This is a genomic window from Sphingobacterium puteale, assembly GCF_050986225.1.
GTDB lineage: Bacteria > Bacteroidota > Bacteroidia > Sphingobacteriales > Sphingobacteriaceae > Sphingobacterium > Sphingobacterium puteale.
This window is the reverse complement of the sequence record NZ_CP158959.1, coordinates 961,420-984,816: the sequence shown is the minus strand read 5'-3', so window position 1 is coordinate 984,816 and position 23,397 is coordinate 961,420. Positions and strand designations below refer to the sequence as shown.

Sequence of the window (23,397 nt, the reverse complement as noted above, 5' to 3'; positions counted from 1 at the left end):
GGCCACAAAATCAAATGATTAATTCTAATGAAAAGCACTACAAGATTTATAATTTTTCACTATATTTAGAGTACCCAATTATGAAATTAATCTATCCCATAGCTTTGACTAAGATCAAGGGCATTGGCCCTAGAACAGCGCGTAATATCATGGACCATTGCGACAACTTAGCGGATTTCTTCTCTTACTCAAAAAAAGAACTGATGCAGATCCCGGGGGTGAAGGCATCTATCGCCGATGCTGTCCGTAACAAAACTTACCTGTCAGCCTGCGAAAAGGAACTCGCTTTTATCGACAAACATCACATTAAAGCGCTATGGATCGAAGATAAGGAATACCCCGATAGACTAAAACAATGTGATGATGCCCCCCTCATGTTATATTACAAGGGAAATGCAGTGCTCAACGCAACAAAAGTCATCAGCATCGTCGGGACAAGAAATGCGACACATTATGGGCAGAAAATATGCGAGGACCTGATCAGTGACTTAAATGAAAACCGGGACACGCTGATCGTCAGCGGCCTAGCCTATGGCATTGATGCTCTGGCACACCGCAATGCCTTAAAAAATAATATCCCGACCGTTGCGGTACTAGCTCATGGACTGGATCGGATATACCCAGCATCTCATCGCGAACTCGCATCAAAAATGCTCGAAAATGGTGGACTATTAACCGAATTCACATCTGAGACCATACCCGAACGAGTCAATTTTCCAATGCGTAACCGCATTATCGCCGGGATGGCAGATGTTACTATCGTGGTAGAAGCGGCAATTAAGGGCGGCGCATTAATTACAGCCGAAATAGCGAATAGTTATAACAGAGACGTATGTGCCTTTCCGGGATCCATATACGAGAAGAGCAGTGAAGGAACCAATTATCTGATCAAAACAAATCGTGCCCACATGATCAGACATGCCGAAGATCTCGCTTATGTCATGAATTGGGAAATCAGTAAAAAAAATGACGTATACCAGCAGTTAGCCCTCCCATTGAGTTTGACTAAAGATCAGGAAAGCCTTTTCACTCTCATTCACCAAAGCGGACAACTGGAACTTGATCAAATGATCAAGCTGCTGAGCTGGCCGCAGAGTAAGCTGGCCCTGGTCTTATTAGAACTGGAAATGCAATCGTTGATCCGTTCACTCCCCGGAAAAGTATATAAATCGCTTGCGGCGTCACCATTGGTGGCCAAGTAAATGTAAGGACGACCTAATAAACGTAAAAATTAATTCAATAACACTAAACCGATTATTAATGAACGAAAACAGCACAAAGAGCATCTGGAAAGTCATCGGCGCCTCATCCATGGGCACTCTCATTGAGTGGTATGACTTTTTTATTTTTGGAAGTCTCTCCATCGTAATTTCAACCAAATTTTTTCCTGCCGATAATCCCACAGCGGCCTTTCTATCGACATTGGCAACTTTTGCCGCTGGATTTGTCGTACGCCCTTTTGGAGCATTGTTTTTTGGTCGCTTGGGCGATATCATCGGCCGCAAATACACCTTTATGGTAACACTGATGCTGATGGGTGGCGCAACCTTTCTGATTGGTTGTATTCCAAGTTACGAAACGATCGGTTTTTGGGCACCATTGATTGTTTTGATCCTACGGCTTCTGCAAGGACTCGCTCTGGGCGGCGAATATGGTGGTGCGGCGACTTATGTCGCCGAACATGCTCCGTTGGGGCAACGTGGTTATTGGACATCCTGGATACAGACCACCGCCACATTTGGGCTGTTTATATCCCTTGTGGTGATTCTTTTAACCAAAAGTTTTCTGAGTGAGATACAATTTGACAGCTGGGGATGGCGTATCCCTTTCCTACTCTCCTTAGTAATGGTCTATGTTTCATACCTGATCCGTAAAAAAATGAAGGAATCGCCTGAGTTTAGCAAAGCGAAAGCAGAAGGTAAGACAAGTACAAACCCACTCAAGGAAAGTTTCGGAAATCGCTATAACCTCAAATTTGTATTACTCGCCTTATTTGGAGCCGCCATGGGCCAGGGAGTGGTATGGTACACAGGACAGTTTTACTCCATGAGTTTCATGAAAACAGTCATGCACGTGCAATCCGATCAGGCAGATACCATTTTAGGTATCGCGTTATTATTAGGCACTCCATTTTTTGTCGTATTTGGATGGCTTAGCGATAAGGTTGGTCGCAAGTGGATTATGCTGGGTGGTATGCTCCTGGCGGTGCTGACCTATCGCCCCATTTACGAAGCGATGTATCAGCTATCAAATGTACAGCAAAAAAACAAGCTCGACGAAACAACAGTACCGAGCATACAGCAGAATTCGACCATTGTTACCATCACAAAAAGCCAATATGCCGATGGGACAGAAATGACCAGTTCAAAAATACAACATCAGGAAGGAGACCTTAAAGGAAAAGAAACGGTCAAAACAACCGTACATTTAACAGGCAAAAATTACATACTGCTCGTTGTCCTTATATTTATACAGGTCATCTATATTACGATGGTTTATGGACCTATTGCAGCATTTTTAGTAGAACTGTTTCCTGTAAAAATCCGATATACCTCCATGTCTTTACCGTATCATGTGGGCAACGGTATATTTGGAGGGCTCCTTCCGGCAGTTTCCACCTACCTTACCACAAATGCAGAAGCCTCGAATACGCCACAGTTTTATCTGGCGGGACTAGGGTATCCTATCCTTATTGCTGCAGTCTGCTTTATTATCGGTAGTCTATACATCAACAACAAATCAACACCTCCGAACCATGAATAATCTGAAAAAACTTCTCGGTATAGTATGGATCATACTAGCCATATACACGGCATATTTTTCCATTTTTGAATTGGCATTACCTAAAATTGCTACAGGACATCAAGAGGATCTGGTCTTTGGCATCATTATCCTCTGTATCTTAACGCCGATCATTTCCCTCGGTTTGGGGCTGTTTGGCTACTATTCTTTGCTGGGCGAATACGACAGAAAGAAGATGTAATGCATAAAAAAAAGGCTTCATGGCCATCTTAAAGGATTATTTATACCAACAAGATGGCCCTTTGAACAATTTATTCTAATGAGAATCAGCAAAGTAGGAGAAAAAGGCATTTTTTCTTTCCTAAAACTATTTTTTTTTCTACTTTTGTGCTGGGTAAGTCTTCTACGACCAGCTCCCATTGACTCCCCCAGGTTGGGAACAAAGCAAGGGTATTTGGTTGAGCGGTGCGATAGAAGTAGCTTACCCTTTTTTTGTGCCCAAATTTTTGATCAGGGATCGTCCTCAACCTCAGCCACCCCAATTTAGCCCAACAATATGCTCTCAAATCGAGTGTCTTATCCGCCGACCAGTGTCCCTTAACACACGAAACAATTGATTTACTGCCCTTTACATTCAACACAATTATAATTGTATATAAAAGCATTTTTATCTAAGTTTGTAATCGAATAAGAACTATCGTATGAGTTGGTTTAAAAGAGAAAAAGCTGGTATTAGCACAGCTACCGCTAATAAAAAAGAAGCACCGGATGGTATGTGGAACAAGTGTCCCACGTGTAAAAAACCACTGTTGCATCTTGAACAAGTAGAAAACGACTATGTTTGTCAATATTGTGGCCATCATTTAAGAATTGGCTCCAAAGAATATTTTTCAATTTTATTTGACAATAACGAATTTACTGAACTGTTTCCCAACCTAAATTCTGGTGACCCGCTGGAATTTTTCGATTCAAAACCATATCCTGAACGCTTAAAAGAAAGTCAAGCAAAAACGGGCCTTAAAGATGCGATACGCTCTGGTCACGGTAAAATGAATGGCCAAGACATCGTGATCGCTTGTATGGACTTTAGCTTTATCGGCGGATCGATGGGATCTGTCGTTGGAGAAAAAATCGCGCGCTCCATTGATTACTGCCTCGAGCATAAAATTCCTTTTATGCTGATCTCAAAATCAGGCGGTGCACGTATGATGGAAGCCGCTTTCTCTTTGATGCAAATGGCAAAAACTTCAGCCAAATTAGCGTTACTGGCACAAGCAGGGCTTCCTTACGTATGTCTACTGACTGACCCGACCACCGGCGGAGTAACAGCATCTTATGCCATGCTGGGCGATGTTAATATTGCTGAACCCGGCGCGTTGATCGGATTCGCCGGCCCTCGTGTTATTAAAGAAACAATCAAAAAGGACCTTCCTAAAGGATTCCAGACATCTGAGTTTGTACTTGAACATGGATTCTTGGATTTTATCGTTGACCGTAGACAATTAAAAGACAAAGTAGCCACTTATCTCAAATTAGTCGGATAAAACGTAAAAATTAAATATACAAAAAGGCTCTTAACATATTTTAAGAGCTTTTTTTATGCAATTTAAATTGCTGATCGTGTCAATTATATGTATTTCCAAAATGCCCAGATCTTTCTTCTGGATAAATAGGCAGGATCATCTTCGTGACGATAAGCTTCCCGTTCAAAGGAAATTTGGCGGTAAGCTTTGTCAAAATTCTGAAAATGGGCAAAGCGAACCATAAATTCGCATAAATACCAGAGATAAAAAAACACAATCCCCAGTTCTAAAGCTTGCCGCAAGTGGATACGCTCGTGGCGGATCAGCTCCTTGTTATCTTTAAAAAATGCATGTTTCAGAAATATAATTGGAAAAATAGTAATTGCATCGGCTTTCCCAAAAGAGAATAAATTTGTCCAAAATTTGCTAACGATAATCATCCGATCTGTCCATATAGGTTCAACCCCAGTCAAACTTAGCTAATTTAGTCCTTATTTACAATGCGCACCATAGCGCCATAACAACAACTTGCAATGTCCCAGTCCCAAAGTGGCTAAGACCATGTATAGATCAGAACTTCAATTACCGGCTCTCTTTCACCGCTTTGTTTCCCGGCAATCTAAAATAAGAAACCGCAAAATTTCTTTTTGAATTGGAATTTTTATTAAGTTTGCTATAGATTAATTGCGATGATATGCCGTACAAAGAGCGTGAAATAAATAAATTGTATTATACAATGGGGGAAGTTACAGAGATGTTTGATGTAAATGCATCCCAGATACGTTTTTATGAGCGTGAGTTTGACATTCTTCAACCCAAGAAAAATAAAAAGGGCAACCGACTTTTTACGCAGGAAGATATCGCAAACCTCAAAATCATCTTCAATTTGGTAAAAGAAAAAGGATATACGTTACAAGGTGCAAGAGACTATCTCCGTGACAACAAATCCGAGGCAAAAGAAAATCAACGTGTTGTGGATTCTTTAGAACGCCTGAAGAGCTTCTTGCTGGAAGTCCGTGACTCTTTATAAGAATATCTTCTATATATCCATCTTAAGACAAGAGCTGTAGCACGCCCCTTTAGAGTTTGATAACGCCAAACAAAAAACCTAATATAAAACGGGCAGCAGTTTGTTCGGGCTGATAAAATCTCATCTGCAAACGTCAATAAATGATAGGTCTATTTATGGGCTATCTCCCCTTGAGCTCAATCACTTCAAGATTTTCAATCTTGTCCTTATTGATCTCAAAGCGCATAAGTGTTCTTACTTTATGCCAACCATGTTTGCCTGCAGCACCTGGATTGAGATGAAGGCAATGGATTTTCGGGTCAAAAACAACCTTAAGGATATGGGAATGCCCAGTGATAAACAATTTTGGGGGATCAGCCAATAGGTCGGCCTTGATTCGAGGAGCATACTTCCCCGGATAGCCCCCAATATGGGTCATAAAAACCTCCACCTCTTCACAGGTAAATCTTAAATCTTCAGGAAAACGCAAGCGAAGATCTTTTCCGTCAATATTTCCGTACACCCCACGCAAAGGTCTAAAAGCTTCTAGTTGGTCCGCAATATCGGCGTCGCCGAAATCCCCAGCATGCCAAATCTCATCGCAATCAGCAAAGTACTTGAATACAGATTCGTCTAAATAGGAATGTGTATCCGAAAGAAGTCCAATTTTTGTCATAGTTTAGAAAGCTAAAAAATAAGGCGACAGAGCATTCTTGTACGAATCCGAGTAAACGCCCCTGGATTTATAAATCACAAATTCACGTCGGTCAACCGTCGTATTTGGCATACGTTCAAAAGTAACGATCTTTCGAATCACGGGCTCTCCAACGAATGAGCTTATTTCAATTTCAGCGGTACGATACAAGCGACGTTCCACTGCCAATGCTATTACTGTTTCCGCGAGTTGTGTAGGAAGAATCAGAACAATTTTACCGTTAGAAGTTAAATACGACGACGCGAACTGTAGTAATTCTCGAAAAAAGTCCAGATCCGTATGCCGGGCTAATTTCTTCCGGACATCTGGATTATGCAGTGAATCTGTGTAAAAAGGAGGATTTGATACAATCAGATCGTAGTGATCGCTTATTTGTAAGTGTTGAAAAGCAGTCGCATGCAATACGAGCCGATCCTTAAAAATCGAATTATTAAAATTTCTTCTAGCCATCTCTGCTGCAAGTTCATCTATCTCCACGGCCTCCACCTGGCTGTCAATCATCCGTTGAGCCAACATAAGGGCGATCACACCTGTGCCCGTACCGACATCCAGCATCCGCCTCGCACCATCCGTATCGACCAATGACGCTAACAATACGCCATCTGTATTGATCTTCATCGCACAATTGGATTGATCAACTTCAAATTGTTTAAATCGAAATATAGACGCCATGAGCCAAAGATAAAACTTTTGAGATGTTTGCCACAAATAACAAAGACATCATTCAATTTATTTATTAATTTAGTCTCTGATAAATCCGTAAGCCATGATGATCCGTCAGTTCATTTTTGCAGTATTTGCTTTCATTTGTTTTCTTGCACCACAAAAAACTTCGGCACAAGAAACATGCGAAAAATATACAGCAGAGGTCCTTCCTTTAATAACAGGAGCGTTGAACAACAATGAGTTCGACAAAATCCCGTCCCTATTGAATACCTTACAGGCCAGCTGTGGTATACCGGAATTCAGCCAGCGTTTACGCATTCTTCTGCTCATTATCGAGAAAAAGGATAGTGGTACAGAAATAGAACGTTATATCAGTAATCAATTGGACAAGACATTTGTTCAACGTTTAGATGCTGCTGACCGGGACGACTTCGCCCAGCAATATGAACAAAATAAATCGATATACAATTTCTTTCCCCTTCGGCATCCCCTGGACAATTTAATCAAGATAAGAGCCCGCGCGCTGCTCTCCTCAACTAACTACAGTCTCGATGACCGTGAAAGAGATATTCTTCATCTGTTTGCCGACACCGATAGCCCAGAAGATGAACCGGCACCACAAATTACAGAACAACAGAAGAATCTTCCTCAAGCCTACGGAAACAGAAGTAGATCCAAACTGGGCTATGTTCCGCTCATCGGTTTGATAAGTCCTCTTGGAGGTTCAAACAAGATTTTTGGAACAAATTTCATGTTTGGATTTATGCTTATGAGTTCATTGGAACGCAAATTTATTTTCGAAGGCGGTTTCCATGTGCGGATCAATTCAAATGATAAAAATATCGCCTATAATTATGAAGGATCCGATGTTACGGTCAATTCCTCCGCCACCGGGTTTATAGGTGGTTCCCTAGGCTATAAAATTTTTGATAACGAAAAATGCATCCTGATTCCCAAAGGCATAATAGGGATAGATATTACAGATACGGGCATCACGGAGAGCGTCTATTCAGACGGATATTATGACCCGGACGGTTACTATTATGAGGGTGGTTACAACGATCGTATGGTAACCATTAATAATGTTCACTTAGGCTTGGGTTTTGCTTCTCTTTTTCAGATGAAAAACAAGAAATATGTTGGAATTGAAGTGGCTTACCACTATGCTCCCTATGATGCGAGCAGCAAGGTACTGACACCCATACAGTCGAATTACGGAACTGCGGCGTTCTTCTTCAGGTTCTAGTTTACTTTATCATCAGTTTCTCCATTTGAACCTCTTCCCTCCTGTTGAAGCAGATCCTTGGGATCCACGTGCGCAATAAGTCAATCTGTTTTTACCTAATTTTTTAGCAAACGCTGAATTTCATCCAGTTTCATCAAGGCCTCCACAGGAGTAAGTGAGTTAACATCCAAGTTGTTCAACATGTCACGGATTTTATTCAGAACCGGATCATCTATAGAAAACATCTGCAACTGATAGGCCTGTTTCTGAATCTTACGCATGCTGTCTTTAATCTGCTCTCCCCCTGTACGCTCCTGTTCCAATCGTTTCAAAATTTGATTGGCACGGTTCAACAGCTTCGGCGGCATTCCAGCGAGCTTGGCAACATGAATACCAAAACTATGTTCGGATCCTCCGGGTACGAGCTTACGCAAAAAGATCACCTTATTATTGACCTCCTTTACCGTAACATTGTAATTTTTTATGCGCTCAAGCGAGGTTGACAGTTCATTCAATTCATGATAATGTGTCGCAAAGAGAGTCTTCGCTTTGGCAGCAGGATGATTATGTAAATATTCTGCTATTGCCCAAGCGATCGAAATTCCATCGTACGTACTTGTTCCACGTCCGATTTCATCCAAAAGGATCAGACTTCGATCCGAAAGATTATTCATGATACTGGCGGTTTCATTCATCTCCACCATAAATGTAGACTCTCCGGAAGACAAATTATCCGAAGCTCCTACCCTGGTAAATATTTTATCGACAAGACCTATTTTGGCTTCTTTGGCAGGTACAAAACAACCAATCTGTGCCATCAGGACAATTAGCCCTGTCTGACGGAGCAAAGCCGATTTACCCGCCATATTCGGCCCCGTGATAATAATAATCTGCTGTGCTTTGGGGTCGAGATAGGTGTCGTTGGTAATATAATCTTCACCTATCGGCAGATTTTTTTCGATAACAGGATGCCGTCCACCTTTTATATCCAAAATCTTGCTGTCACTTACCTCCGGTTTGACGTAGTAGTTCTTCTCTGCGACAATGGCAAAATTAAGTAGCACGTCCAGCTTGGCAATAAGCTGTGCATTCAGTTGAATCGGTTTGATATATTCTGCAATAGCAACCAATAGTTCAGCATAGAGTCTATTTTCCAATGCCTGGATTTTTTCTTCGGCTCCAAGAATCTGCTCTTCATATTCTTTCAGTTCCTCTGTGATATATCGTTCCGCATTGACCAAGGTTTGCTTGCGGATCCACTCCGTGGGAACTTTGTCCTTATGTGTATTCGTTACTTCAAGATAATAACCAAATACATTGTTGAAGGCGATCTTTAGGGACGGGATACCCGTCAGTTCAGCTTCCCTTTTTTGAATTTCCAACAAATAATCTTTACCACCAAAAGAAATCTTACGAAGGCGGTCCAATTCAGCATCAACTCCCGCAGCAATGACGTTGCCCTTATTGATGGCCACAGGCGGCTCAGCCTGTATTTGTTGTTCTATTCGTTCTCGAATAGCGGCACAGGCATCCAATTGATCGGATATCAGGGCCAGCGATTGCGCGTCCTTACGATCGGTCAGTTCCTTGAGGTTTTCAATGGCATGTAAAGCACGTTTCAATTGAACGATCTCTCTCGGATTGGCCTTTTGAAGCCCGATCTTTGATATCAATCGTTCCAGGTCACCAACTTGTTTAATCTGCCCGATCAGCTCGTCCCGCAGTTCACGGTTATTAAAAAAGAAATCCACCACGTCCAGACGTTCCTGAATACCCTTTTTGTCTTTCAACGGCATGACAATCCAACGCTTCAAAAGCCGTGCGCCCATTGGACTGGCTGTATGATCGAGGACATCTGATAGCGTAACTGCATTTTCGTTCATGGATCCGATCAGTTCCAGATTACGGATTGTAAATCGGTCCAGCCACATAAACCGGTCCTCTTCAATGCGGGAAAGTGTCGATATATGTTGTAGGTTACGGTGTTCTGTCTCATTGAGGTAATGCAGGGCAACACCCGCCGCAACGATACCCGCAGACATACGCTCCACGCCAAAGCCCTTTAAGGAGGCAACTTCAAAATGTTTTAATAAAGCTTCTGTCGCATAATCACCGGTATAAGGCCATTCGTCCAAAAAATAGGTATAATAGTGCGCTCCGAACTGCTCAATAAAATCCTTGCTCTGTTTCTTCGGCAAAATGATCTCCGTCGGCTTGAAGCCCTGAAGCAATTTATCTATATAGGATATACTTCCCTGAGCAACAAGAAATTCACCTGTCGAAATATCCAGAAAAGCAATACCGATCTTATCTTTATCTGTAAAAATAGAGGCCAGATAGTTGTTCGATTTCTGCTGAACAATGTTATCATTGTAAGAGACTCCAGGAGTAACCAATTCCGTGACGCCACGTTTGACGATCGTTTTGGTTGTTTTGGGATCCTCCAGCTGATCACAGATTGCTACCCGTTGACCTGCACGCACCAATTTAGGGAGATAAGTCTCCAGAGAGTGATGTGGAAAACCCGCCAAAGCCGTTTCGGATTCCGAACCATTTCCTCGTTTCGTCAAAACGATACCCAAAATCTGAGCCGCCTTGATTGCATCCTCACCAAATGTCTCGTAAAAATCGCCAACACGGAACAGCAATAATGCACCAGGATACTTAATCTTGATCGCATTATATTGCTGCATCAACGGAGTTACTTTCTTTTCTTTTGCCAACTTCTAAAATCAAATTTGTGAAGCGTAAAAATAGGATAATATCGTCGCTTTGGCAAATTACAATATCGAACAAATTTTAACATTAATTAAGAGAAATTGATTTTTTTTAATTAATATATTTGGCTTACATATAAACCACTTGTTATGAAAGTCTATTTTATTGCTTTATTGCTTACGCTATGGCTACCATGTATGCTTTATGCGCAAAAGGACCTTGAACCAATTTCCCTAACAGATGAATCCTATGATCAATTGAGCAAAAAACAACTGGCTAAAGTGACTGGTAAAATCATAAATGCTAATCAGGAAGAACTATCCAAAATCCAAATACAATACAGTATCGTCAATTTAATAGGAACTCATCAAAGTAAAGCAACGATACCAGTGAACGCTGATGGCACATTCGAATTTAGACAAACGCATAATCTTCCCTATCAGCAAGTCTGGTTTAACTTGGGTGATTATGATGCCTATACCTGTCTTTATCTTCATGAGGATTTAGAACTCATCTTTGATTTAGAGAAGCTGAAGAAAAACAAGGTTTACATGATCGGTGATGGTATTTCCTTCGCTGGAAAAGATGCAGAAGTAAATCGACAGATGAATGAGTATATCTTATTCGATAAGAAAAATAACCCTGATTTTTACAAACCCCTGCGAAAGCTCGATCCCAAAGATCCCCAGTTTCAGCAAAAACTAGACTCCTTATTTACGATTCAAAGAAATACAAATACAGCATTTTATAAAGCTTATAGTACAACCTGCAAACCGCTAATTGATGCAGCAACTAATGCGCAGTATACCTACAGACTGCTGGATTACTATATGCAAAATAAAATCAACAAAGAAATCGGCGATGGTCTGTTAATCCCGATTTACTCCATTTCCAATGAAGTTAGCGATTATTACCGATTTTTACATTACTATACCAAATATGTCCTCTATCCTGACAACGCAAGTCGTGGCGATTTTGTTAAAGTATCCGATTATATTACCAAAACTTTTCCAGAAAATTATGCAGATATCCTCAACTTAAAATTCGATGATGATGATATCCAAACACAAAATACGATTTATAGTACTTTACTGCCAAAATTAAAGAGTGCATGGGCCAAAGACAACCTCAATATTGAAATAGAAAATTTAACTGCCAAACAGGCAAAACTGAAAGATATATTAGATTCCACTCCTACCGAATCAAAGCAAACCCCTTTCGGCACATTAATTAAAGAGCTCCCTTTCGATGCAGCATTGCTATTGAACAATACGAAAACGGGTGCCGAACTTCTTCAAACCATCAAAGCAAAATATCCAAACAAGCTTATCTTATTGGATATATGGGCGACCTGGTGTGGTCCCTGTCTTGATCAGATGCCCTACAGCAAAAAACTACATCACCAAGCAAAAGAGGCAAAACTTCCTGTAGAATTTATTTATCTATGCACCGACGCTTCCTCTAACCAACAAAAATGGATCAACAAAGTAGCAGAACTGGAACAGCCAGGTACACATCTGTTTGTCGCAAATACGGTGATCAGTGAACTATTCACTTTATTTAATCGTTCCGGATTTCCAACATATGTTGTTGTAAAGCCGAATGGAGAAATAGATACAAAAGCTATATCTTGGATGAGTGCTGTGACTTTGGAAAATTTAAAAGAAATGATGAAGTAAAGTATGAAAGTATAACTTTTTGATGTTATGTTTGCACAAATTTTGTAATGATATGGCCATCAAGAGATCTGGTAAGCAAAATACAGCCAGTAAACAAAAAAATACCTTTAAGAAAGCTTCCTTCAATCCGTTGAAGTCTATCAAATCACCTATTCTCCGTATCACAAGCAGAGTAGTTCTTTATTTTATCGGTATTAGTCTTTTTTGGGTAATTAGCTTGCGGTTCATTAATCCCCCCATTACCTGGCTGATGATTCAACGTGGGTTTGAACTTAAGGAACAGGGGAAGGGGTTTAAACTGAAAAAAAACTGGTTGAGTTACGACGAACTTTCGGACAATTTAAAATTAGCGGCCATTGCAGGGGAAGATGCCCATTTTATGACCCACTGGGGTTTTGACCTTAAAGGTATTCAAAATGCCATCAAGAAAAATGCACAGGGTAAAAAGCTCCGTGGCGGAAGTACAATCAGTCAGCAGGTCGCTAAGAACGTCTTTCTATGGCCAGGTCGTTCTTGGTTAAGAAAAGGATTTGAAACCTACTTCACAGTACTCATTGAAACCTTCTGGAGTAAAAAACGTATTCTTGAAGTCTATCTCAATGTCATTGAAATGGGGCAGGGAGTTTATGGAGCAGATGCAGCTGCTGAATACTACTTCAGCAAAACCGGAAGTAATCTGTCCAAAAAACAAGCGGCATTAATTATCGCAATCCTGCCAAATCCCCGCGAATGGGACGCACGTAATCCTTCTTCTTATGTCAACAGAAGAGCAAATGCCATTGCAAAGTACATGCATCATTATACCATTCCGGAATAGTTAAGCCTGCATTGAATATTAGCGTTAAAGATGGAGATTTCATTGATTTGACGCAGCAGATAGAATACCGATCACTTCATTTATCTTATGATTCATTGCTATCTCGTGACAACATAAAAAAAACGCCATTTTAGGAATGGCGTTTTTTAATACATGTTATTTTCGTTATGCAAATAATCTTTTATGCCAGCTCTCCTTAAAAGGAACCGCCCAAGCATTCTCCAATTGATGCTCGTAAGTAATTGTGTTATCAAATACAAGCGTGTGATCATTTATTTCGCCCGCGGCCAATAATTTTTCAAAACCCGAACGGTTGACCACGGCAACACCATTCACTGATTTATAGGCAAACTGCATACGGTCGAAGAGCTGAACATGGTACTTTTCCTCTATACCCTTCAGAAAACGAACAGAACTATCGACAGAACAACCTGAAGCGGCAGCAACATCCTCGTCAACCTTTAGAATGATAAAAAGGTTGTCACGCAATTCAGCAGAAGCAGATAAGGGCTTTCCATGCACTTTCCACTGTTCGGCAAAAGCAGTCAATTCTACCGAAATTTGTTGAGATTCCTGTTCAGTCAAAATACGATCAGCCTGGTAAATCCAAATACGTTTCATAAGCAAACTCCTTTTCCTTTTGTTAAATTAACCTATATAATAAGGTGAAATCATTAAGTACACGATAACACCGGTCACAGCAACATAAAGCCACATGGGATAAGTAATCCGTGCTAGCTTTTTATGGCGTTCATAAGATCCCGAAATACCTCTTACAAAAGTAAAAAGCACAAAGGGAATAATAATGATCGACAAAAGAATATGTGTGATCAGTATAAAGAAATAAACAGGCCTCCAAATTCCCTCACCTCCATATTTTGTCTCTATGGATGTCATATGGTAAGCGACGTACATCGCCAAAAAGGCCAGGGAACAAGCGATACAACATTTGATCAAACGTTCATGTAAAGTTTTATTTCCCTTTTTAATCGCAGCAACTGCCCAAAATAACAGTATCGCGGTAATGCCATTGATCGTCGCATAAATAGGTGGCAAAAACGTCAATGGCTTTACATCGTAGCCTAACTTTTGTAAATTCACCGTAAACAGGATCGCTACTACTATTGGAATCACAATAGACAATAACCAGATCCACTTGCTATACTTTTTCTCTTTGATCAGACTCTCTTCCATAATGCTAACTAATCTATCTCTTTTGTTCTATTGTAGCCGGATGGTTTCGGATTTCCTCCACCAACAATAACTTAATTTCGTCTTCCAGACGATCTACATCTGTTTTTACATTAATGTCGTATATCCCACGAATGCGCCCCTTCGTATCTAGTAAAAGATAATTGGACCCGATAATAAATGGTTTGTTACCATCCGTATTTACCAATGCATCCTGTAGCAGGCTCTCTTTCGCAAATTTAAAGATATCAACAGAAGGATCTGTCACAAAAAACCAAGATTTAGTCCAGGGTTTGTAAACTTTCACATATTTAGCTAAAACCGCTGGCTTATCGTATGCAGTATCGACGGTGATTGAATACAATTTTACCTTTTTATTATGAATAAAGCGATTGGCAATCTGATCCAGCTTCTTTACCATCATTCGCGACAATGAGGCATCTTTTGAATACATCAGATGTACCACGGACAAGGTCGTATCACGATCCAATAGGCGCACAGGCTTGCCATCATAATTCACAAAATCAACAGGAGGAACGGTATGATAGATGGTATCGGGAATATCACGTCCCCATTTACGGTGTGTTGTTCCGGGAACCTCCTTTTTTCCGAAAATAGGTAGGGAAACGTAGCTATTGGAACCACTTTTATTTAGTATAAAATATAAAAATCCTGGCAATAAAAGAATTACTGCCAGGATCAATATAGTTTTAATACCTTTCTTTTGTCCAGTATTATTATTATCCATTATTCACTTTATCTATTTATTTGGAAACAATTGATGCTCCTGAAAAGCACCAGCCAAGAAACCTCCCTCAACTAGCATCAGGACGATAAAATAAATAATAAAAATAAAGACGATTGATACGGTAACAATGAAACTCGATTTTTCAAATTTTAAGTGCATAAAGAATGCTACGATATAATATGCTTTAACTAAAGTTAAAACGATATAAATCGTATTTACCAATGCGCCTTTGGCCAAAATCTGCCAGTGGTGAACAAAACCTAATGCAATTAAGAACTCTAGACAAGTAAGCGCCAAAAGTACGCCAAATACTCTCCAGATGGCTTTCTTATCCATCCCACCTTCGTGAGCATGCTCTCCGTGAGCGATATTATCTTGATATTGTGACATAGCGATCTAAAATTAATAATACAATGATTAGATTAAGTAGAAGAATGTAAATACGAATACCCACACCAAATCCACAAAGTGCCAATATAAACCTACTTTTTCAATCATTAAGTAAGAACCACGATTTTCGAATGTGTTATTTAAGGTCATACAAAGAACGATGATGTTCAAAATAATACCTACTGTAACGTGGAAACCGTGGAAACCTGTAATCGTAAAGAACAAGTTTGCGAATTGCAATGCCGATGTATAGGAAATATCGTGTGTAAAGTATGGCAATAATGCGGTCTTGATTGCATCCCCTTCCAAACCTGTAGCTGGGTTTTTACCAAACCAGAATCCCATGTGGTGTAGGTGAGTCCACTCGATAGCCTGACAGCCAACGAAACAGATACCACCTAAAATCGTCCACAACATCCACTTAACAACCTCATTTTTTTGATTGCGGTGTCCAGCTTCTACAGCCAATACCATTGTCACTGAAGACATAATCAAAATAAAGGTCATCAAACCTACGAATACCAAAGGTTGACCATGCTCCGCAATACCCGGGATAGATTGAAAAATCTTATCAGGATCAGGCCATGTTGGGTGAGAAAAGCGTTGTGCGCCGTAATAAACCAAAAATGCAGAAAATGTGAAGGCATCCCCTACCAAGAAAAACCACATCATGATTTTTCCATACTCTAAGTTCCAAGGTGATTTTCCACCATTCCATGGACCAGTTTTTACCTTATCCAATTGCGATACTGTTGTACTCATTGTTTACTATTATTGATTCAAAAGTAAGAAAACATATATATAAATCCATAAAAGATCGAGAAAATGCCAAAAAATACTGGCAAGATCCATGCGGAAGAGATTGCCGTCCTTAGAAAGCTTATTCGCCCCTATAATCGCGCCAATCAAAACGATCAACCCCGCAATAATATGCGCCAAGTGCATTCCCGTAAAAATGTAGATAAAGGATTGAGACGCATTGTTATTCACAAAATAAACGCCTCGCTCAGTTAACACATTCCAAGCATGTACCTGTAATGCAAAAAACACGATACCCAAAACGAAAGTCACCATTAATAATAACTTCTGTTTGGATGAATCACCATTTTTAGCAGCTTTATGCGCTAAAAATATCGTAAGACTGCTCACCACGATCACGATTGTGCTATACACAAACGTATCTGGCAGTAAGGTCTTGATCCCTTTGTCCACCCCACTTGCTGTATAAACAATGAAACCACTGGATAACGCAGCAAACATCATGAACATACCCAACATACCCAACCAAAGGTTGAATTTCTGAGCTTTTCTCTGTACTAACTTCTCGTCAGTTTGTGCTTGTATATCTAACATTATTTCAAAGGAATAAAGTTAAGCAATAATACGAGTTGTGTAACAGGTAAATAGATGAACGATGTAAACATAACTTTTTTTGCCGAAGGAATATCACAATTCTTAAACAGCAAATAGCCATAATACCCAAACATCAATCCACCAATGACGGACACTATCGTAAACCAAATTCCACCAAAGCCAAAATAATAAGGTATAAATCCAGCAGGAATCATTAACAATCCGGTAATGAATACCATAAAGGCCGATATCTTATCCCGTTTTGTCGTTGGTAACAACCTAAAACCAGCCAATTTATAGTCGTCATCCACAACCCAGGCGATTGCCCAAAAATGTGGAAACTGCCATAAAAACTGAATCGCGAACAACACAAAGGGAATAATAATAATTGCGGCTTCGTTGTGTCCACTGTAATAGGCCAGATCATCCTGTGAAAAGGCTGCATAATAACCGATTAATGGTGGAAATGCGCCCGGAAAAGCCCCTACAAAAACGGCTATTGGTGATTTTCTTTTTAAAGGTGTGTAGATAAACGCATAAAGAAGGATACAAAAAACCGACAGTAAGCCAGCGACAAAATTTAAGCGAACCAATACCAAAGTACCTAAGATGCCCATAAAGACACTTAATACCAAAGCTTGACCTGTTGTCATCCGACCCGAAGGTAGCGGTCTATCTTCTGTACGTTTCATCAATTTATCCAGATCTTTTTCGATGATTTCGTTAAAACCATTGGCAGAACCTGTTACCAGAAAACCACCCACAGTCAACAATAACCAATTGACCCAGAAAATTTCACCCTGTTGTTTTGATCCTATCAGAAAAGCAATTGAGGCGGAGAATACCACCGTCAACGTAAGCCTTAACTTAACGAGCTTTTTAAAATCTGAAATAAATTCTTTCATAATTAAAAGAGACCTCCTACTACCAGTGTATTCAAACACATAGTTTTTAACATAAACATCTCGAATTTCAAAATTAATGCCTTTGCTTATTCAACAGTAACAACAGGTAAAATTGAGCACCAAATAAAAGTGTCCCAATCACCAGGTGCGTTGTCTGTGCAAATGCAGGTATTGCAAATCGAGCTAAGATAATTCCTGATAGCATTTGGATACCCACGAGGATCAAAGTGATTAAAGCAAATTTCAATTGCTTAGATCCCGTATTGAAACTTGTGCGGACCAAAAAGAATAATACAATAACTAAAATCAAAGAACAATACGCCAACCATCGATGTATTTCAAATTGTTGGCCAATAGCTGTTATAAAATCGGCACGGGCAATGTTAGAGCCGGTCAACAGATCAACTTCCTCCCGAACCCCCGTTCCAACGATCACCTGCGTCAACATCAACAAAATGGAAATCAACGCAAGACCTTTTATTATGCCTAAAGAACGATTAACCAATATAGTCTTGTCACGTAACGTAACTGCTTTAAAGTAGGTATATATACTGATACAAACAATTACAAGCGCCAAGAGCATATGTACCGTGATAATCCAGGGCATCAAATTGGTGGATACAACGATCGAACCCAACCAGGCCTGAATGACCACAACAAAAAGATTAACCACTGACCAAACAACGATCGAACTTTTTGATTTTATATATGTGAAAGAATAAATCGCAGTAAACAATAAACAGAATCCAGAAATAACGCCTACCAAACGATTGATATACTCCGTCCAGGTTTTTGCAACATTAAACTCTTCGTGTTGCAAAATACTTTTGTCTGTCCGGAGCTTGTAAGCCATTTCCTTATCACCAAAAAATTCTACAATCTTGGCGAAACGTTCATTCTTCTTTGCTCTCCCTTCAATATAATGTTGTTCGTATCCCTGTGGTAATTGGGAAATATCAGTGGGTGGAATAATACGGTTAAAACATTTTGGCCAATCTGGGCATCCCATGCCTGAACCTGTACTCCGCACAACGCCTCCAGCAATAATGACCATAAACAATACGATAATCGTAATAAAATTGGTCTTTATAAATCGCTTTTCAGCTGCTGGAAACATAATACAACCCCTACCTCTTAAAATACAAACTTGTATAAAATAGAGTAGGTACCAGCCCTACTCTATTCGATTAAATCTTATTAGTCTTTTCTACCATTTTGAGCATTCCATTCCGCCTGGATACGCTCAGCTTCCTCATCTCCTTCAAAATCATGAGGCAAATTCGAGCTCATCGTTTCAGAGAAGGGAACATCTTGAGGAATGAAATCCTCACCATGACCTGGCTTACTGTAATCGTAAGGCCAACGGTGTACGGTTGGAATTTCTCCCGGCCAGTTACCATGAATATGTTCTACCGGAGTAGTCCATTCCAGGGTATTCGATTGCCAAGGATTTTGTGACGCTTTCTTACCGAAGAAGATCGAGTAAAAGAAGTTCCATAAAAACGCAACCTGTCCCAAAGCAGCGATAATCGCAGCCCAAGTAACCAATTGATTCACAGAAACCCATTTTGCCATGAAAGCAAACTCCGTAAATGCATAGTAACGACGCGGTACACCATCAATACCCATAAAGTGCATTGGGAAGAATACCAGGTAAGCACCGATAAAAGTCAACCAAAAGTGCAAATAACCTAATTTCGTGTTCATCATACGACCAAACATTTTAGGATACCAGTGGTAAACACCACAAAGCATACCGAAGATGGAAGCAGATCCCATGACCAAGTGGAAGTGAGCTACAACGAAATACGTATCGTGCAGGTTGATATCCAATGCCGCGTTACCCAAGAACAATCCTGTCAAACCACCGGAGATAAAGAAAGATACCAAACCGATAGCAAACATCATTGCTGGCGTAAAGCGGATATTACCTTTCCATAACGTAGCCAAGTAGTTAAATGCCTTAACAGCGGAAGGAACGGCGATAATCAGCGTTGTGATCATAAATACACCACCCAAGAACGGGTTCATACCTGTCACAAACATATGGTGACCCCATACGATAAATGACAACACGGTAATACCGATCAAGGAGTAAACCATGGCGTGGTAACCGAAGATTGGTTTACGTGAGTTTGTTGCGATAACCTCAGAAGTCAAACCTAAAGCAGGCATGACAACGATATATACCTCAGGGTGACCCAAGAACCAGAATAAGTGCTGGAACAAGATTGGGGAACCACCTTCGTTAGGTAAAATCTGTCCTTGTACAACCAAGTCAGACAAGTAGAATGACGTACCAGCGGCACGGTCAAAAATCAAAAGAACCACTGCAGATACCAATACCGGGAATGACAACATACCCACGATTGCAGTTAAGAAAAACGCCCAGATTGTCAATGGCATTTTCCATAGATCCATACCTTTTGTACGCATGTTCAAAATCGTACTCACGTAGTTGATACCACCGATCAACTGCGAAGCAACGAATAGAACCATACTCACCAACCACAAGGTCATACCTGTCGCAGATCCGGCGATCGCTGTTGGTACAGCCGATAATGGCGGATAGATTGTCCAACCAGCAGAAGCAGGACCGCTCTCTACAAAGAAAGAAGCAACCATGATGACTGACGCGATGAAGAACAACCAGTAAGATAACATATTCATAAACGGCGACGCCATATCGCGCGCACCGATTTGATATGGAATCAATAAGTTACTGAATGTACCCGATAGACCCGCTGTCAACACGAAGAATACCATGACAGTACCGTGGATGGTCACCAAGGAAAGGAAAAACTCCGGCTTAATACGGCCACCTTCAGCCCATTTGCCCAAGAATACTTCTAATATAGGGAATTCTTTATCCGGCCATGCTAGCTGGATACGGAATAATACTGATAAAAGCATCGCAAAAACTGCCATGATGATACCAGTGATCAAGAATTGCTTGGCAATCATCTTGTGGTCACCAGAAAAGATATACTTTCTGATGAATGATTCCTCGTGATGATGTCCGTGCGAATCGTGATGTTCAGCGCTATGCGATATTACTGTACTTGACATATTCGATTTTATATTCAAAAATTCTTAATTAGTTCAAAGATGCTGTAACTTGTACGCTATCCTTTTTTACGTTAGCCGTCTTACCGCTGAATTCCTTTTGAAGATCTTCGGTAAAATATTTATTTTGTTTAGCTAACCACTCTTTATATTGTGCCTCCGTTACAACAACCACTTTCTTTTGCATGTTCCAGTGCGCAGATCCACAGATTTTGTTACATAACATCACAAAATCATAGTTGTAGTCTCCCAAACGATCACGCATTTCTTCTGTAGTTACAGTAGGAGTGAATTGGAAGTAATTAGTCATTCCCGGTACCGCATTGATCTGAACACGGAAATCTGGAATAAAGAAAGAGTGAATAATATCTTTTGAAACGATATGGAAACGAACTGGTTTGTTTACCGGTAACCAGATTTCAGAACCTTGAATATCATCCCATGAATTTTTATCATTAAAATCGATACCGTAAGGATTTGTCGGTGTCGTCATTTTGTAATTACGTTTACCAATAACGCCGTCTGTACCAGGGTAACGCACATTCCATTGGAATTGCTCACCCAACACCTCAATTTGCAATGCAGATTTCTGAAGATCTTCGGGAACATTGGTAATTGATCTCCAAGTAAAGAAACCGAACAGTACCAATACGGTCAAAACCACAGCAGGAACAATTGTCCAAAGTTTCTCGATCGCATTGTTATGCGGGTAGTAGTACGCTTGACGTTTTGCACGCATGCGGTACAAGAATGTAAAAGTCATCAACAAAATATGTGTAATAACCAATACAAATGTTGTAATTGCCGTTGTGATGATAAACATGGTATCAATACGTTCACCATGTTCTGTCACCGCAGACCGCCAATATGCGGCGCCCCAATGTACGTATGACCAGTAGACACCGTAAAGAAATACAACCAAGAAGATAAACAACAATGCCGATTGGAATGTGTTATTCGCAAATGGATTGTATCGACCATTCATTTTCCGTGTCAATTCGTAGATCGAAAGTACCTTGCCAATAACAGCAATGACTGTACAAATGACCAAGAACAATAACACATAGTATGTGAAGTTTTTATAAACCTGAGGGTCTATTTGCTTCACTTCTTCAACAGCAGGAGCAGCTGCACTAGCCTCTGTCGTCGAGCTAGCAGATGCAACAGCAGCAGTACCTGCTGCCGCTGTTGTATCTTTTGCAACCGAATCCGTTGCTGCAGGGGCAGCTACCGCTGTAGTCGCCACTTTAGCAGAATCAGATGCTACTGTATCTTGTTGACTTGCAAGAATAGGATTTGCAAAAAGCAGCCCTAGTGCAAGCACAAAACCCGAGATGGATTTGAATCTATTATTTAATTTAAAGCTCATTTCTTTTATAACGTTTTTACGTAACCTTCCTTTAAAAGTGAAACTATATCTGGTGATGTAAACTCTCATCCAAGAAAGGATGATTTTTAGGCACCAAGGCTTGTTTGCTTAATTTACTCATCACTAAAAAGATGAACAAACCTAAGAAACCAAGTGCAGTTCCGATTTCAATGATACCAAATCCTCTATGTTCAGCAACAGTACCGGGCATAACCATGATATAATAATCAAGCCAGTGACCTGCCAACAATAGAATCGCTACGAACAACATAACATTTTGTTTACGTTTAGCATCGCGATCTACCAATATAAGCAATGGAGACACAAAGTTAATGATAATACTCAACCAAAACCAAGGTTTGTATTCAGGCTCCCAACGTTTGTAGAAATAAACTGTTTCCTCAGGAATGTTTGAATACCAGATCAACATGAATTGTGCAAACCAAACATAGGTCCAGAAGATGGAGAAACCGAACATCAATTTACCCAAATCATGTAAATGATTTTCGTTTACCCAGTTCATATAGCCCGCTTTTTTCAAGACAACAACAATGATGGTAATGCAACAGATACCACTCACCCACATTGCTGCGAAGTTATACCATCCGAACATCGTTGAAAACCAGTGTGCCTCTAGAGACATAATCGTATCGAATGCCCAAATTGGTGTTGTAAATCCAAAGATAACCAAGAAGATTGCAGACAATTTGAATGACTTTTTGTAAGAAGCCAAACCGCCTTCTAAATCCTCTTTGTATGAAAGCTTAGCAAGGATAACAGCAAAAATGCTATATACTCCTAAAAAGATAACTTGACGAGATAAAAAGAAAGGTACATTCAAGTATGCAGACTTTCCTTCAATAATAGGGTCATAGTTTGGGCTATTGTGATCCAACAAACCTTCGCCATGCCAATGGTGGTAAAGATTATGCGTAGATAAACCCAATCCAACAATAACCACTAACAAGAGTGCTGCGATAGGCAGGGTGCTTGCCATAGCTTGAGGTATACGTACCAGACCTGCAGACCATGCAGATTGTGTTACATATTGCAAAGCAACGAAGAATGCTCCAGCTGCGCATACACATGTAAAGTAATAACCCATCAATAACAAGTTGGCGTATGTACGCTCTACAGTAACGTGATCGCCCGAAAGCAACCCGATAGCTACAGCAGCTACGCCTAGTACAACAGCGATAATACTGAACATTTTAGCTTTGCCAGCAAACTCGTATCGCTCGTTGAAATTATAATCGTGATGATGACTGTGAGTTCCCATTT

Annotated in this window: 23 protein-coding genes and 1 other RNA gene; 9 read left to right on the top strand and 15 right to left on the bottom strand. The window is 40.3% G+C overall.

Going from position 1 to position 23,397, the window contains the following annotated elements; translation table 11 throughout:
* Positions 1–80 precede the first annotated feature (80 nt).
* The 5 genes from dprA (at position 81) to accD (ending at position 4,286) form a co-directional block, all read left to right on the top strand.
* Positions 81–1,202 carry a DNA-processing protein DprA gene (dprA, locus tag ABTV71_RS04065; protein WP_121125497.1) on the top strand — a complete coding sequence of 374 codons (1,122 nt, stop codon included), beginning with the start codon at positions 81–83 and terminating at the stop codon, positions 1,200–1,202.
* A gap of 58 nt (positions 1,203–1,260) precedes the next feature.
* Complete coding sequence (locus ABTV71_RS04060; RefSeq protein ID WP_433902324.1) at positions 1,261–2,763, top strand: MFS transporter; 1,503 nt, start codon at positions 1,261–1,263, stop codon at positions 2,761–2,763.
* The gene (locus tag ABTV71_RS04055) at positions 2,756–2,983 is read left to right on the top strand and encodes a DUF6814 family protein (protein WP_121125499.1); all 228 of its coding nucleotides are present in this window, start codon (positions 2,756–2,758) and stop codon (positions 2,981–2,983) included. The genes ABTV71_RS04060 and ABTV71_RS04055 overlap by 8 nt, the downstream gene beginning before the upstream one ends.
* A 151-nt stretch (positions 2,984–3,134) precedes the next feature.
* Positions 3,135–3,232: signal recognition particle sRNA small type (gene ffs, locus ABTV71_RS04050), an RNA gene on the top strand.
* 211 nt (positions 3,233–3,443) lie between these two features.
* On the top strand, positions 3,444–4,286 hold the full coding sequence (gene accD, locus ABTV71_RS04045; protein ID WP_121125500.1) for an acetyl-CoA carboxylase, carboxyltransferase subunit beta: 843 nt from the start codon (positions 3,444–3,446) through the stop codon (positions 4,284–4,286).
* Between the two features lie 83 nt (positions 4,287–4,369).
* Here accD and ABTV71_RS04040 read toward each other — a convergent pair whose 3' ends face one another.
* Positions 4,370–4,738, bottom strand: a complete 369-nt coding sequence (locus ABTV71_RS04040) for a hypothetical protein (RefSeq protein ID WP_245971365.1) — start codon at positions 4,736–4,738, stop codon at positions 4,370–4,372.
* 221 nt (positions 4,739–4,959) lie between these two features.
* Here ABTV71_RS04040 and ABTV71_RS04035 point away from each other — a divergent pair, with 221 nt between their 5' ends.
* Complete coding sequence (locus ABTV71_RS04035; protein WP_077437903.1) at positions 4,960–5,295, top strand: MerR family transcriptional regulator; 336 nt, start codon at positions 4,960–4,962, stop codon at positions 5,293–5,295.
* A 160-nt stretch (positions 5,296–5,455) separates the two neighbouring features.
* On the opposite strand, the gene ABTV71_RS04030 is transcribed toward ABTV71_RS04035, so the two are convergent.
* The gene (locus tag ABTV71_RS04030; protein ID WP_433902323.1) at positions 5,456–5,950 is read right to left on the bottom strand and encodes a metallophosphoesterase family protein; all 495 of its coding nucleotides are present in this window, start codon (positions 5,948–5,950) and stop codon (positions 5,456–5,458) included.
* A 3-nt stretch (positions 5,951–5,953) separates the two neighbouring features.
* Positions 5,954–6,661 (bottom strand): tRNA1(Val) (adenine(37)-N6)-methyltransferase, encoded by a 708-nt coding sequence (locus ABTV71_RS04025; RefSeq protein WP_433902322.1) that lies wholly within the window; start codon positions 6,659–6,661, stop codon positions 5,954–5,956.
* A gap of 94 nt (positions 6,662–6,755) precedes the next feature.
* Between ABTV71_RS04025 and ABTV71_RS04020 the strand changes: the two genes are divergently transcribed.
* Positions 6,756–7,901 (top strand): hypothetical protein, encoded by a 1,146-nt coding sequence (locus ABTV71_RS04020; protein ID WP_433902321.1) that lies wholly within the window; start codon positions 6,756–6,758, stop codon positions 7,899–7,901.
* Between the two features lie 95 nt (positions 7,902–7,996).
* Here ABTV71_RS04020 and mutS read toward each other — a convergent pair whose 3' ends face one another.
* On the bottom strand, positions 7,997–10,603 hold the full coding sequence (gene mutS, locus ABTV71_RS04015; RefSeq protein ID WP_433902320.1) for a DNA mismatch repair protein MutS: 2,607 nt from the start codon (positions 10,601–10,603) through the stop codon (positions 7,997–7,999).
* 144 nt (positions 10,604–10,747) lie between these two features.
* On the opposite strand from mutS, the gene ABTV71_RS04010 reads away from it, so the two are divergent.
* Entirely contained in the window at positions 10,748–12,277 is a 1,530-nt protein-coding gene (locus ABTV71_RS04010) for a TlpA family protein disulfide reductase (protein WP_433902319.1), read from the top strand.
* Positions 12,278–12,329: 52 nt separating this feature from the next.
* A complete protein-coding gene (mtgA, locus tag ABTV71_RS04005; protein ID WP_121125507.1) occupies positions 12,330–13,094 on the top strand; it encodes a monofunctional biosynthetic peptidoglycan transglycosylase in 765 nt (254 codons plus the stop codon).
* A gap of 165 nt (positions 13,095–13,259) precedes the next feature.
* On the opposite strand, the gene ABTV71_RS04000 is transcribed toward mtgA, so the two are convergent.
* The 11 genes from ABTV71_RS04000 to ABTV71_RS03950 all read right to left on the bottom strand — a co-directional run bounded on the left by ABTV71_RS04000 (position 13,260) and on the right by ABTV71_RS03950 (position 23,395).
* Positions 13,260–13,715: an ABC transporter ATPase gene (locus tag ABTV71_RS04000; RefSeq protein ID WP_433902318.1), complete on the bottom strand. Its 456-nt coding sequence runs from the start codon at positions 13,713–13,715 to the stop codon at positions 13,260–13,262.
* A gap of 27 nt (positions 13,716–13,742) precedes the next feature.
* Complete coding sequence (locus ABTV71_RS03995) at positions 13,743–14,288, bottom strand: DUF420 domain-containing protein (RefSeq protein WP_433902317.1); 546 nt, start codon at positions 14,286–14,288, stop codon at positions 13,743–13,745.
* Positions 14,289–14,301: 13 nt separating this feature from the next.
* Positions 14,302–15,033 (bottom strand): SCO family protein, encoded by a 732-nt coding sequence (locus ABTV71_RS03990; protein ID WP_433902316.1) that lies wholly within the window; start codon positions 15,031–15,033, stop codon positions 14,302–14,304.
* Between the two features lie 12 nt (positions 15,034–15,045).
* A complete protein-coding gene (locus tag ABTV71_RS03985; protein ID WP_077437911.1) occupies positions 15,046–15,423 on the bottom strand; it encodes a cytochrome C oxidase subunit IV family protein in 378 nt (125 codons plus the stop codon).
* A 27-nt stretch (positions 15,424–15,450) separates the two neighbouring features.
* On the bottom strand, positions 15,451–16,185 hold the full coding sequence (locus ABTV71_RS03980) for a cytochrome c oxidase subunit 3 (RefSeq protein WP_121125511.1): 735 nt from the start codon (positions 16,183–16,185) through the stop codon (positions 15,451–15,453).
* A gap of 9 nt (positions 16,186–16,194) precedes the next feature.
* On the bottom strand, positions 16,195–16,776 hold the full coding sequence (locus ABTV71_RS03975; protein WP_121125512.1) for a cytochrome c oxidase subunit 3: 582 nt from the start codon (positions 16,774–16,776) through the stop codon (positions 16,195–16,197).
* Positions 16,776–17,681 carry a heme o synthase gene (gene cyoE / locus ABTV71_RS03970; protein WP_077437914.1) on the bottom strand — a complete coding sequence of 302 codons (906 nt, stop codon included), beginning with the start codon at positions 17,679–17,681 and terminating at the stop codon, positions 16,776–16,778. The genes ABTV71_RS03975 and cyoE overlap by 1 nt, the downstream gene beginning before the upstream one ends.
* Before the next feature lie 73 nt (positions 17,682–17,754).
* Entirely contained in the window at positions 17,755–18,798 is a 1,044-nt protein-coding gene (locus tag ABTV71_RS03965; RefSeq protein ID WP_433902315.1) for a COX15/CtaA family protein, read from the bottom strand.
* A gap of 80 nt (positions 18,799–18,878) precedes the next feature.
* Positions 18,879–20,645, bottom strand: coding sequence for a cytochrome c oxidase subunit I (locus ABTV71_RS03960; RefSeq protein WP_433903695.1), 1,767 nt, complete (start codon positions 20,643–20,645; stop codon positions 18,879–18,881).
* Positions 20,646–20,778: 133 nt separating this feature from the next.
* Positions 20,779–22,116, bottom strand: coding sequence for a cytochrome c oxidase subunit II (locus ABTV71_RS03955; RefSeq protein WP_433902314.1), 1,338 nt, complete (start codon positions 22,114–22,116; stop codon positions 20,779–20,781).
* A gap of 43 nt (positions 22,117–22,159) precedes the next feature.
* The gene (locus tag ABTV71_RS03950) at positions 22,160–23,395 is read right to left on the bottom strand and encodes a quinol:cytochrome C oxidoreductase (protein ID WP_433902313.1); all 1,236 of its coding nucleotides are present in this window, start codon (positions 23,393–23,395) and stop codon (positions 22,160–22,162) included.
* Positions 23,396–23,397 lie beyond the last annotated feature (2 nt).

Coding starts and splice junctions, on each gene's coding strand:
- ABTV71_RS04060 (WP_433902324.1), top strand. CDS start 1,261: ATGAACGAAAACAGCACAAAGAGCATCTGGAAAGTCATCGGCGCCTCA.
- accD (WP_121125500.1), top strand. CDS start 3,444: ATGAGTTGGTTTAAAAGAGAAAAAGCTGGTATTAGCACAGCTACCGCT.
- ABTV71_RS03955 (WP_433902314.1), bottom strand. CDS start 22,116: ATGAGCTTTAAATTAAATAATAGATTCAAATCCATCTCGGGTTTTGTG.
- ABTV71_RS04035 (WP_077437903.1), top strand. CDS start 4,960: ATGCCGTACAAAGAGCGTGAAATAAATAAATTGTATTATACAATGGGG.
- ABTV71_RS04010 (WP_433902319.1), top strand. CDS start 10,748: ATGAAAGTCTATTTTATTGCTTTATTGCTTACGCTATGGCTACCATGT.
- ABTV71_RS04030 (WP_433902323.1), bottom strand. CDS start 5,950: ATGACAAAAATTGGACTTCTTTCGGATACACATTCCTATTTAGACGAA.
- ABTV71_RS04020 (WP_433902321.1), top strand. CDS start 6,756: ATGATGATCCGTCAGTTCATTTTTGCAGTATTTGCTTTCATTTGTTTT.
- ABTV71_RS03965 (WP_433902315.1), bottom strand. CDS start 18,798: ATGTTTCCAGCAGCTGAAAAGCGATTTATAAAGACCAATTTTATTACG.
- ABTV71_RS03980 (WP_121125511.1), bottom strand. CDS start 16,185: ATGAGTACAACAGTATCGCAATTGGATAAGGTAAAAACTGGTCCATGG.
- ABTV71_RS04025 (WP_433902322.1), bottom strand. CDS start 6,661: ATGGCGTCTATATTTCGATTTAAACAATTTGAAGTTGATCAATCCAAT.
- ABTV71_RS03950 (WP_433902313.1), bottom strand. CDS start 23,395: ATGGGAACTCACAGTCATCATCACGATTATAATTTCAACGAGCGATAC.
- ABTV71_RS04000 (WP_433902318.1), bottom strand. CDS start 13,715: ATGAAACGTATTTGGATTTACCAGGCTGATCGTATTTTGACTGAACAG.
- ABTV71_RS04055 (WP_121125499.1), top strand. CDS start 2,756: ATGAATAATCTGAAAAAACTTCTCGGTATAGTATGGATCATACTAGCC.
- ABTV71_RS03995 (WP_433902317.1), bottom strand. CDS start 14,288: ATGGAAGAGAGTCTGATCAAAGAGAAAAAGTATAGCAAGTGGATCTGG.
- dprA (WP_121125497.1), top strand. CDS start 81: ATGAAATTAATCTATCCCATAGCTTTGACTAAGATCAAGGGCATTGGC.
- mtgA (WP_121125507.1), top strand. CDS start 12,330: ATGGCCATCAAGAGATCTGGTAAGCAAAATACAGCCAGTAAACAAAAA.
- ABTV71_RS03990 (WP_433902316.1), bottom strand. CDS start 15,033: ATGGATAATAATAATACTGGACAAAAGAAAGGTATTAAAACTATATTG.
- ABTV71_RS03960 (WP_433903695.1), bottom strand. CDS start 20,645: ATGATTGCCAAGCAATTCTTGATCACTGGTATCATCATGGCAGTTTTT.
- ABTV71_RS03985 (WP_077437911.1), bottom strand. CDS start 15,423: ATGTCACAATATCAAGATAATATCGCTCACGGAGAGCATGCTCACGAA.
- cyoE (WP_077437914.1), bottom strand. CDS start 17,681: ATGAAAGAATTTATTTCAGATTTTAAAAAGCTCGTTAAGTTAAGGCTT.
- ABTV71_RS03975 (WP_121125512.1), bottom strand. CDS start 16,776: ATGTTAGATATACAAGCACAAACTGACGAGAAGTTAGTACAGAGAAAA.